General features: G+C 68.3%; 13 protein-coding genes. 6 read left to right on the forward strand and 7 right to left on the reverse strand.

Annotated features, from left to right (window positions below):
- The first annotated feature begins 99 nt into the window (after positions 1-99).
- Both ACFWY9_RS04680 and ACFWY9_RS04685 read left to right on the forward strand, forming a co-directional pair.
- The gene (locus ACFWY9_RS04680; protein WP_378338158.1) at positions 100-396 is read left to right on the forward strand and encodes a hypothetical protein; all 297 of its coding nucleotides are present in this window, start codon (positions 100-102) and stop codon (positions 394-396) included.
- A 9-nt stretch (positions 397-405) separates the two neighbouring features.
- Positions 406-1,320 (forward strand): NAD-dependent epimerase/dehydratase family protein, encoded by a 915-nt coding sequence (locus ACFWY9_RS04685; protein ID WP_378338159.1) that lies wholly within the window; start codon positions 406-408, stop codon positions 1,318-1,320.
- A 13-nt stretch (positions 1,321-1,333) separates the two neighbouring features.
- Here the strand turns inward: ACFWY9_RS04685 and ACFWY9_RS04690 are convergent, their stop codons facing one another.
- On the reverse strand, positions 1,334-1,726 hold the full coding sequence (locus ACFWY9_RS04690) for a nuclear transport factor 2 family protein (RefSeq protein ID WP_378325942.1): 393 nt from the start codon (positions 1,724-1,726) through the stop codon (positions 1,334-1,336).
- A 96-nt stretch (positions 1,727-1,822) separates the two neighbouring features.
- Between ACFWY9_RS04690 and ACFWY9_RS04695 the strand changes: the two genes are divergently transcribed.
- From ACFWY9_RS04695 to ACFWY9_RS04710, 4 genes are all read left to right on the forward strand, one after another.
- A complete protein-coding gene (locus ACFWY9_RS04695) occupies positions 1,823-2,272 on the forward strand; it encodes a MarR family winged helix-turn-helix transcriptional regulator (protein WP_378325943.1) in 450 nt (149 codons plus the stop codon).
- A 67-nt stretch (positions 2,273-2,339) separates the two neighbouring features.
- Positions 2,340-2,864 (forward strand): RNA polymerase sigma factor, encoded by a 525-nt coding sequence (locus ACFWY9_RS04700; RefSeq protein ID WP_378325944.1) that lies wholly within the window; start codon positions 2,340-2,342, stop codon positions 2,862-2,864.
- On the forward strand, positions 2,857-3,747 hold the full coding sequence (locus tag ACFWY9_RS04705) for a VOC family protein (RefSeq protein ID WP_378325945.1): 891 nt from the start codon (positions 2,857-2,859) through the stop codon (positions 3,745-3,747). Before ACFWY9_RS04700 ends, ACFWY9_RS04705 begins: the two co-directional genes overlap by 8 nt.
- Before the next feature lie 53 nt (positions 3,748-3,800).
- Entirely contained in the window at positions 3,801-4,193 is a 393-nt protein-coding gene (locus ACFWY9_RS04710; protein WP_378325946.1) for a hypothetical protein, read from the forward strand.
- Between the two features lie 160 nt (positions 4,194-4,353).
- Here the strand turns inward: ACFWY9_RS04710 and ACFWY9_RS04715 are convergent, their stop codons facing one another.
- The 6 genes from ACFWY9_RS04715 to ACFWY9_RS04740 form a co-directional block, all read right to left on the reverse strand.
- Positions 4,354-6,132: a gamma-glutamyltransferase family protein gene (locus ACFWY9_RS04715; protein ID WP_378338160.1), complete on the reverse strand. Its 1,779-nt coding sequence runs from the start codon at positions 6,130-6,132 to the stop codon at positions 4,354-4,356.
- A gap of 9 nt (positions 6,133-6,141) precedes the next feature.
- Entirely contained in the window at positions 6,142-6,759 is a 618-nt protein-coding gene (locus tag ACFWY9_RS04720; RefSeq protein WP_378325949.1) for a hypothetical protein, read from the reverse strand.
- Between the two features lie 65 nt (positions 6,760-6,824).
- A complete protein-coding gene (locus ACFWY9_RS04725) occupies positions 6,825-7,964 on the reverse strand; it encodes a hypothetical protein (protein ID WP_378325951.1) in 1,140 nt (379 codons plus the stop codon).
- On the reverse strand, positions 7,961-8,299 hold the full coding sequence (locus ACFWY9_RS04730; RefSeq protein ID WP_378325952.1) for a hypothetical protein: 339 nt from the start codon (positions 8,297-8,299) through the stop codon (positions 7,961-7,963). Before ACFWY9_RS04730 ends, ACFWY9_RS04725 begins: the two co-directional genes overlap by 4 nt.
- 20 nt (positions 8,300-8,319) lie before the next feature.
- A complete protein-coding gene (locus tag ACFWY9_RS04735) occupies positions 8,320-8,886 on the reverse strand; it encodes a YbaB/EbfC family nucleoid-associated protein (protein ID WP_378338161.1) in 567 nt (188 codons plus the stop codon).
- A 186-nt stretch (positions 8,887-9,072) separates the two neighbouring features.
- A complete protein-coding gene (locus ACFWY9_RS04740) occupies positions 9,073-10,386 on the reverse strand; it encodes a UDP-glucose dehydrogenase family protein (protein ID WP_378338162.1) in 1,314 nt (437 codons plus the stop codon).
- Positions 10,387-10,568: the final 182 nt, after the last annotated feature.

Consider the following 10,568-nt stretch of genomic DNA (forward strand, 5'->3'; position numbering starts at 1 on the left):
TCGCCATGGTTCGATCACGAATAGTAAGGCGGGCGGCGGGATGTGGGATTCCCCCATCGACCCCGTGTCGTGCGTATTCCCCACGCAAATCTGCTGGTCATGGATGTTTGGGGTTATCCGCACCAACTCGAGTACTACCGCGAGGTCGCCAAGGACCGGCGTGTGCACGAGTACACCGAACTCGTGGACGACATGGGGTTCATCCTCGAACATCACACCGAACGCTTGAAGAACTGGCGGGTCCGTTACGGCACCGCGTGTGCCGAGGACTTCCTGACCCGCAAGCGTGCCAGGCCCGGCAAGTTCGTCGTGCACATCTACCGGTTGTTCCCGGACAGCCGGAAGCATCTCGTCTCACTGCGGATGAAGTGGCAGCCGGCCAGGCCCAAGCCGTAAGTTGCGAGCATGAAGGTGTTCGTCACCGGTGCGACCGGCGCGCTCGGCAGCCACGCCGTCCCGGCGCTCGTCGCCGCGGGCCATTCCGTGACCGCGCTCGCGCGCACGCCGAGAAAAGCCGCCGCGCTCACCGAGCAGGGCGCGACGCCCGTCCAGCTTTCGCTGTTCGATCGAGCCGCCCTCGCCGACGCCATGAAGGATCACGACGTCGTCGCCAATCTCGCGACAGCGCTGCCGTCGATGGCGAAGTTCATGAGCACCAACGCGCACAAGTACAACGAACACATCCGCACCGACGGTTCGGCGGCCGTGGTCGACGCCGCGCTGGCCGCCGGGGTCGGGCGGCTTCTCCAGGAGTCCGTCGCCATGCTCTACCCGGATCGCGGCTCGAAATGGGTAGACGAAGACGCGCCCGTCGACAATTACCCGATGACGCGGGGAAATCTCGCCGCCGAAGCCAACGCGCGCCGCTTCACCGCGGCGGGCGGCACCGGCGTCATCCTGCGGTTCGGCTGGTTCTACGGGCCCGGCGCGACACACGCCGAGCAAATGCTCGCGCAGGCCCGCTACCACGTCGGCATGATGCCCGGGCCGCCCGACGGCTACCTCTCGGTGATCCACATGGCCGACGCGGGCAGTGCCGTCGCGGCCGCGCTCACCGCTCCTGCCGGGACGTACAACGTGGTCGACGACGAGCCGCTGACCAAACGCGAGTTCACCGACGCGCTCGGCCACGCCGCGGGCAAGAAACCGTGGCTGCGCGTGCCCGGGCGAGCCGCGCTGCTCTTCGGCGACAGGCTCACCTCGCTCAGCCGATCACTGCGCGTCAGCAACGCGCGCTTCCGCGAGGCCACCGGCTGGGCGCCGCGCTACCCCAGTGCTCGCGAAGGGTGGCCCGCCACCGCCGCAGACCTGCGGTCCTGAAGATTTCCGGTTCTCATCGCGCGCTTCCGAGGTTCCGATCCTCTTCGCCACCGGACAGCATGAGCGTGGTCTCCTCGATGCGGCGGAATCGCCCGTCGGGAGCGAACTCGGCGAAGACGTAGACCTCGGTGCTGACCGTGCCGCCGTCCTTCTTGGTGACGTCGATGGTGTGCCGGTCGGCATACAGCTTTCCATCAGTCAGTTCCTCGTGGACCTGGACGCTGCCACTGGCCACCACCTCGCGCAGGTGGGCGATGTGTTCGAGGAATCCGTCGCGGTCGGCCCACGTGCCGTCCGTGCGCTGACGGTAGTCAGGCGCGAAGTGACGGTCGGCGGCTTCTCGGAGATCGAGGTCCGGGGTCAGCAGGAGGTCACTGAGGGCGGCGGCGATGTTCGTGGTGCTCATGAATGTCCTCCGGTTGAGTCACGGATTTGCGTGCGCGGCGCACGCTTATCTGAAGCGTACACCAACTGCGTGCGCGACGCACGCTATTCTGGGGGCGTGGCGAACGAGATAGGGCACGAGATCGCGGACGCGCTGGGTGAACTGCTCAAACGCGGCTTCCGGGCGACCCTGTACCAGGCCCTGACCGAGAACCTCGGCGAGGCCGTCGACGAGGTCACCTACCCCGTACTCAGCGGGCTGGCCAGAACAGGGCCGCGCAGCGCCGCCGACCTCGCCGCCGATGTGGGCCTGGACCGCTCCGGTGTCAGCCGCCGGGCGTCGCGGCTGGAAGTGGCCGGTCTGGTGCGGCGAGAACAGGACCCCGCTGACGGACGGGCCGTTCTGCTGACCCTCACCGAGGAGGGCACCCACACGGTGTCGGTCATGCGGCGGCGCCTCGCCGCGCAGATAGAGGCGTCCTTGCGCTCATGGCCGAAGGAGGAGGCGCGATCGTTCGCCCGCAACCTGCGCAGGTTCATCGACGAAGGCCCCTTCGCGGAGTCTTAGACCGCGCCACCAAAAAAATCCCAAGTTCACCCGTCGGAGAAACGTGCTCCCGAGCGACGATGAGGGTGTGACGGAACCGCGGGTACGACCGGACCCGGCCTTCGCGCTGCTCGAGCTGTACGAGACGGCTCTGCCGGAGGTCTACGGGTACCTGCTGTCCCGGTGCGGAAACCGCACGATCGCCGAGGAACTGACTTCGGAAACCTTCCTCGGCGCGGTGTCCGCCTGTCGCAAGGAGTACGCGCCTCCAGTGAGCACCGGGTGGCTGATCGGCGTCGCCCGGCACAAGCTCGCCGATCACTGGCGGCGCAAAGAACGTGAGGAACGCGGGTTAAGACTGGTCCACGAGAGTGAACCCGATGTCACCGATCCGTGGGACGCACAGGTCGACGCGTTACGGGCCCGGCAGGTGCTCGCAACGCTGGGGGCGCACCACCAGGCCGCATTGACCCTGCGTTATGTCGACGGCCTCGGCGTGCCCGAGGTCGCCGCCCATCTCGGCCGCAGCGTGCACGCCACCGAGGCGTTGCTCGTGCGCGCCCGTGCCGCGTTCCGTCGCGCCTACGAGGAGAAGGAGGGTCGCGATGTCTGAGCCGTTCGAAGCGCTTCGCCGTCCCTCGACACCGGTCGATCCCGACCCCGCCTTCGCCGACGAACTGCGTGACCGCCTGCGTCGCGCGATCCTGAACGGAGCCGATATGACGACTACCGAAACGCCTGCGTCCACCGCCGAAGTGCGCTCGCTGACGCCGTACCTCGCGGTCACCGACGCCCGCGCCGCGATCGACTTCTATGTCGAGGTGTTCGGCGCCCAGCGCCGATCCGACCCGATCATCATGGACGACGGCCGCGTCGGGCACGCCGAAGTGGGGATCGGCGACACCGTGCTCATGCTGGCCGAGGAATTCCCCGAAATGGGCAACGTCGTGGCACCGGAGGGTGGTCCACTGGTCCGGGTCGAAGTGTCCGATGTGGACGCTGCGGCACAGCGGGCCGTCGAGCTGGGTGCCGAGCTGCTGCGCCCGGTCGAGGACCGCGGCTACGGCAAGCACGGGGCGATCAAGGACCCGTACGGTCAGCGTTGGCTGGTCGCCCAGGCCGCGCCGCGACCCGCCGAAGACGCGAAGCCGGTCCGACACGGCGAAGCCGGGTACTTCACCTTCCAGGTTCCTGACGACAATGCGGCGAAGTCGTTTTACGGTGCCGTACTCGGCTGGCAGTTCTCGCCGGGGCGGGTCGAGGGCGGCTGGGGCATCTCCGGACACGGTCTGCAGGGCGGGCTTTGGGGCGGTCCGGGACGGCAGGTCGGCTGGAAGCTCATGTACGCCGTCGATGATCTCGACGCCGCGCTCGCCCGCGTACGCGCGCAGGGCGGCCAAGCGGGTGAACCCGAGCACATGCCGTATGGCGTCACCGCGGAATGTGTCGACAACCAGGGCATCGAGTTCTGGCTGTGGCAGCAGCCCCGGTCGTGAGATAGGCCATTTGACGAGTAGCGACGTGGTCGTCCGGGGTCACACTGGAGCGCATGGCGGAGTGGATCCCGGGCGATCACGCCGAATTGACCGCGGGGTGGCGGTTGTGGCTCGCGCTGAGCTCGTCGGCATGGCCGGGCCCGGACTGGGACGGCAGCCCGTCCGACGCGGTCCGCGGGCTGCGGGAGTTCGTCGCGTCCTGTGACGACATCATGACCAGCTACCTCGCCGAAGGCGGCAAGAACGACACCACGGTGGTCGGGCTGCTCCGGTCGATGCACCTGGCGGCGAGCTGGATCTTCGAGCTGTGGAACGACGACACGCTCCCGCTCGACAGCGAGCGCGCCTCCTTGCTGCACGGCGACCTCGCCGGGTTCGCCGATCACGCGCAGGGGGTGCGCACGCTGCTCGCGGTCGGCGGCGGCTGGAGCGCGCTCCCGCTCTAGGAACACGCGAGATCTCCACTCCATCACGCCAGATCCCCGTTCCTTCACGCGAGTTCTCCACTCAAGCACACGAGGCGACCGAGTCACCATTCGTGCGCAAACGGAGACGTCACGTGATCAAGTGGCGAACTCGCGTGATTGGGCGGAGATCTCGCGTGATTCAGCGGCCGACGGCGTAGCCCTGCATGCCGCGGGGGTTGGCGGCGGCGCGCAGCAGGCCGTCACCGGTGCGGGACACGGCGGAGAGCCTGCCCAGGTTCCACGGGCCGGCGTCGACGACCTGGTGGCCGCGCGCGGCGAGTTCGTCCATTGTGGACTTTCCTAGGCGGGATTCGACCAGGATCTCCCCCGGCGTCCAGGAGCGCGGGTAGAAGGAACTGGGGAACGCCGAGGTGTGCCAGGCCGGGGCGTCGATGGCCTCCTGGAGGTTCAGCCCGGCGACGGTGTGCGCCAGCCAGAAGCAGGTCTGCCACTGGTCCTGCTGATCACCCCCGGGCGTGCCGAAGGCGACGACCGGTTCGCCGTGCCGCAGCGCCATCGACGGGGACAACGTGATGCGCGGGCGTTTGCGCGGCTGGAGCGAGTTCGGCAAACCCTGTTCCAGCCAGAACATCTGGCCCCGCGAATCGAGGCAGAAGCCCAGCTCGGGGATGGTCGGGCTGGACTGGAGCCAGCCACCGGACGGCGTCAGCGACACCATGTTGCCCGCCGCGTCGACGACGTCGAGGTGCACGGTGTCGCCTCGGTTCAGGCCGAGTTCTTCGAGCGTCGGTTCGCCGACGGCGCCTGATCCGGTCCCGCGTCCCTTCAGCTCGTCGAGGATCGCGGGCAGTTTCGCGGCGCCCCTGGCGTCCCCCGGACGGAGTTCGCCGCTGGCCTCGTCGGTGACCAGCGCACGACGCGCGTCGGTGTACGCCTGCGAAAGCAGGACGTCGAGCGGGACTTCGCCGGTGTCGCCGTACCAAGCCTCGCGGTCGGCGAAGGCGAGCTTCGCGCACTCGACGGCCAGGTGCACCGTACGAGCGGTCGGGATACTATCCACATAGGACAGTTCGTCGCGGAAGCCGTCGAGCATCAGCACCTGCTGGGCGAGCGCCGGTCCCTGTGTCCACGCACCCGCCTTGACCAGGCTCCACTCGCCGACGTCGACGATGAGCGCGTCCTCGTACGTAGCCTCCCAGCTCGCGAGGTCTTCGCCGGTGAGCAGCCCGGCGTGCTCGCGACGCGAGTCGTCGAGAAAAGCCTTGCGGCAGAAGGAATCCACGGCCTCGGCGATGAATCCCTCGGACCACGCGCGGCGCGCGGCCTCGATCTGGGCCTCGCGGCCGCGCACGGATTCGGCCTCGGCGATCAGCCGTTCCCAGGTGTCGGCGAGCACGGGATAGCGGTGCAATTCCCCGGCGACAGGCGGTTTTCCGCCGGGGAGCCACAGCTCGGCGGACGGCGTCCAGTGCTCGCGGAACAGCTGCTCGACGGTCTCGATCTTCTCGACGACCGGCGCGGCCAACGGAATTCCGTTACGCGCATAACCGATCGCGTACTGGAGGACGTCGCGCAGCGACTTGGTCCCGTGGTCACGCAGGAGGAGCAGCCAGCCGTCCCAGGCGCCGGGCACGGTCGCCGGGAGCAGGCCGCTGCCGGGGATCAGATCGAGGCCGAGCCCGGCGAAGTGTTCCGGCGTCGCCGCGGCCGGGCTGACGCCCTGACCTGCGAGAACGCGCGGCGTCCTGTCCTTGGCGGTGACGAAGATGCCCGGAACCTGGCCGCCCGGACCGCACATGTGCGGCTCGGCGACCTGGAGCACGAAGCCCGCCGCGACCGCCGCGTCGAAGGCGTTGCCGCCGTTCTCCAGCACCGCCATCCCGGCTGACGAAGCCAGCCAGTGCGTCGACGCCACCATCCCGAACGTGCCTTTGAGCTCCGGCCTCGTCGTGAACATGGCCCGATACTAACCATTGCTAAGGGAATCCAGATACTGCCGAAGGTACTGGTCCTCGGTGCGACTGTGCAGCGGGAACCGGAAACTCGAACCGTCCGGCCAGACCAGCGTCTGCCCGCGGAACCTGATCTCCGGAGCCTGCGGTTTGCGCGCCTGCCAGAGGATCTGCGGCGGCGGGGCGTCGGCCGGATCCCGGAAGGTCGAGCCGGTGTCCACCGCCGCGATGTACGAGGGTGAGAACGCCAGCCAGGGCCCGCTCACCGACCGGAGCCGGTCGACGAGGTCGAGCACCATCGCGTTCGCCGGGCCCCGGACGTGGACTTCCCGCTCTCCCTTGGGGCCGCCGCTGCCGCCCGAGCTGTTGGCCACGGCGAAGACGGCCGCCGCCGCGGTGCCGACGCCCCGCAGCGCGTTGCCGAAGAACCGGCCGACCTGGTTCTCCCCCTCGACCGTGCCGTCGCCACGCCGGCCGGGCACCTCGAACACCAGTTTGTTGTCGCTGAGCCGCAGCGCGATGACCGGCTCACGCCACTGGCCACGCAGGAACCCCTCGACCCGTTCCCGGAACCCCGGCCGCACCATGAGGCTTTCCTGCTGGGCGTCCAGCTGTTCCTGGTGGGCGAACATCTTCTCCGCCGCCTTACGACGGGCGTCGGTGGGCGCTCGGTTGACGAAGTCCTGCGGCGTGGCGCCTAGATGTCGAGGTTGCCCCGGGTCTCCTCCGGGCTCTTGTCCCCACCGATCTCGCTCTTGTTGAACCACGGCTCGTCTCCCTCGGTGCTGACCGCGTCCTTGCCCTCGTGGAAAGCGCCCTTTGCCGCGCCGGTACCGGCCTTGACGCTCGCGCCGACGACGAACGGTTTGACGCCGGCCGCGCCCCCGAGCATCGTGGTGGTCATCCGGTTGCCCGGTGTGAACGGGACCCTGGCCGTGTTCTCCAGCGTATCGAGGCCGAACCGCGATTCGCCGGCGTACCGGCCGAGGCGGAACTTCCTGGTCATAGCCACGATCTTGGTCGCGTACTTGGCCATGTACTCGATGAACTTCTCGAGCAGCTTGCCGAACTTGCCGAGGTAACGGGTGACCTTGGTGAGCACGCTGGCGGCCTTGGCGATGGATGCGGTCATCGCGGCGGCGACCGAGCTGCCGAAGCTGATCACCGACGCGGCGAGCGCGGGCAGCCAGAGAGTGATCAGCCAGGAGATCAGCTCGGTGATGATGCCCTTGATCAGCTCCTCGATGACCACCATGAGCATCGACCACATCTGCAGCACCTCGGCCACCGAACCGGCGGCCGAGCCGACCCCGCGGATGCCGGAGGAGAAGTCGCCGAGGGCTTCCTTCGCCACTTTGCCCGCCTCGTCCACCCATTCGGCGAGCGCGGTGTCACCGGTCTTCTCGAAGTCCTCTGCGAGTGCGACGAAACCGTGCGCGATCGCGGTGAAGTTCTCCGAGGCGTGCCCGATGGCGGGGCCGTCCCCGGTGACCTGGTGCAGCGCGTCCTGCAGCGGCTGGACCAGTTCGAGCAGCATGTTCAGGCCGTGACTGACCAGCCAGCCGATCGGGTCCATGGCGAAGGTGACCATGTCCATCGCGGCGCCCTGAACGAACTTCGCGCCGTCGCCGACCAGCGCGGCGCCCGCGGAGGCCAGTTCCTGCGGGTTGTCCGCCTGGGCCGCCTGCTGGGCGTGTTCGCCGATCGACTTGCCGGTCTTGTAGGCCGTCCCCAGCACCGGCACGTTCTCCGCCGCGCGATCGAGGTTCGCGCCCATGCTCTCGTCGTACGGCTTGACGTCCAGCGTGTCGGCGATGCTCTTCTTTTCCTCGGTCATTTGCCCGGCTTCCCGATCGCGTCGATTTCCGCCTCGTACTTGCCGAAGGTGATCTTCCCGGCGTCCTCGGCGCCCTTGTACATGTTGGCGGCCTTGTTCATCTTGTCGGTGAGCGCGTCGACGCCGTCCTTCAGATCGGTCAGCAGCGAACGCAGCTCGGTGAGGCGTTCGGTGTAGCCCTGCTTGGCGAAGATGCCGATGACACCCCACGCCTCGTTGGTCACGTCGGCGGCGTCGATCTTGGCACCGAACTTTTCCGCTTCCTGTTCGTAGAAGGGAAGTTTCTTCGAGTACCCGGAGATCGCTTCGATACTGGTGTGGATGTCTGGTGCCATCGGGGAGCCCCTCGGTCGGATCAGTCGCGGCGGAGGATGGAGTTGTCGTCGAAGTAGTCGTCGTCGTCATTCCGCGGGCTCGGCCGTCGCCGGGGTGGCGACGCCTGCGGCTGGGGCGGCTGCTGGTACGACGCAAATCCCTCCGCGGGGGTTCCCGGCTGTTGCAACGGCTGGTGCTGCTGCTGTTGTGCCGCGGGCGGTTCCGCGACGGCCCCGAACGCCTCGGTCTGGGCCTGCCGGACCTGCGCCGAGACGTCGACGTTGAACGCGTCGCCGAACGCGTCGTCCACGATTCCGGCCTGCTTCTGGACGGCACCGGCGACCGCCTGACGCAGGGTGTTCATGATGATCCCGGCCAGCTGGCCCGCTTCGAGGCGGGTGGCGCCCGCGGCGAGCCGGAGATCGGTGACCGTCCCGCCGGCACCGGCGGTCACCGTGACGTTGCCGTCCGGCGAGCGCACGGTGTTCTCGACCTGCGCGATCCGCTCCTGCATGTCCTCGACACCGGCGAAGCGAGCCTCGGCCTGCCGCACCTTGGTCTGGAAATTCTGGAACTGAGCGATCAGCTCGTCCATATGGGCGGACATCGCGTCTCCCTTGCGCGGTCGGCAAATCCAAATGTCCGGATTATGGCAGCCGGGTGTGTCCACCGTCCGGCTTTTGGCGAGTTCTCCACGGAACGGCTCCGTGCGCTGGGCAAATGCCGTTAAGGCCACCTTACGGGCGTCTCTTGCCCGTAAGGTGGCCTTAACGAATTTACCGCGGGAGAAGCTTTAGGCCTGACTCGTGGTGAGGGGGCGGTGGGCGGCGCGCGGGCGGCCGACGCCCTGCCAGTTCAGCCCGGCGTCGAGAATCCGGTGCGGGTCGAGGAGATTCCGGGTGTCGACCACGGTGTCCCCCTCCATCAGCTCGGCGAAGTACGTCCAGTCGAGACGCTTGAACTCGTTCCACTCCGTCAGCACGACGACGGCGTCCGCGCCCTTCGCGACCTGATAGGGATCGTCGACCACGATCATTCCGGCGATTTCGCCGCCGACGGCCGGGTCGTACGCGGTCAGCTCGGCGCCGAGCGCGCCCAGCACCGACGACACCGCCAGAGCGGGCGAGTCGCGCAGATCGTTCGTCCCCGCCTTGAAGGCCAAGCCCAGCACGCCGATCCGCGCCCCGGCCAAAGTGCCCCCGACCGCGCCCGCGATCTTCGCGACGATCCGGTCCCGCTGCGCGATGTTCTCCTCGATCGCCGAGGTCAGCATCCGGAAGTCGTACTGCACCGACTCGGCAACCCGCACCAGCGCGCTGGTGTCCTTCGGCAGGCACGAACCGCCCCAGCCGGGGCCGGGCTTGAGGAACGTCCGGCCGATCCGCCGGTCGTAGCCCATGCCCGCGGTCACCAGGTCGATGTCCGCGCCGAGGCGTTCGCACAGCTCGGCGATCGAGTTCACATAGGACAGTTTCATCGCGAGGAAGCAGTTCGCCGCGTACTTCACCAGCTCCGCGCTCGCGGCGTCCGAGACGACGACCGGCGCGTCCAGATCCTCGTAGAGGTCGCCGACCCAGCGGGCGGCGTCGAGGTCGTCGGAGCCGACGACGATGCGGTCCGGGCCGAGGAAGTCCGAAACCGCGGTGCCCTCGCGCAGGAACTCGGGGTTCGACACCACTGGGATGTCGGTGCGGCCGAGCATCGCGCGGATCCGCCGCGCCGTCCCGACCGGCACGGTCGACTTGGTGATCAGGGCACAGCCGGCGGGCAGGACGTCGCCGATCTCCGACGTCACGGCCTCGACGGCACGCAGGTCCGCCGAACCACCCGCGCCCATCGGCGTCGGAACGCACAGGAAGACGCCCTCCGCGTCACGCACGGCTTCCCGTGCTCCGACGACGAAACCGAGTCTTCCGCTCGTGAGCCCGCGGGTGACCAGTTCGGCCAGTCCCGGTTCCAGAATGTCCACCCGTCCGGCGGACAGCCGCGCGATCTTCGTCTGGTCGACGTCCACACAGGTGACGCGATGCCCCAGGCTGGCCAGGCACGCTCCCGTGGTCAGTCCGACGTAACCGGTCCCCACCACCACGATCCGAGCTGCGGTCATGCAGCCGAGGGTGACGGCCGGAGTTGACCACCGTGCTAACGGAAGGGGGCACCCCCGAATACTCCTCGCGTCTACTCCTGCCCGAAGTGGGGATTTTTCATCCTGGTTTGTGCTGGTGGGGTGGGGTTGACGGGGTGGGGTAATGGTCAGGTTGTGGTGTCGCGGACGTGCTGTTCGTGCTG

This window comes from Amycolatopsis sp. NPDC059027 (genome assembly GCF_042739735.1).
GTDB lineage: Bacteria > Actinomycetota > Actinomycetes > Mycobacteriales > Pseudonocardiaceae > Amycolatopsis.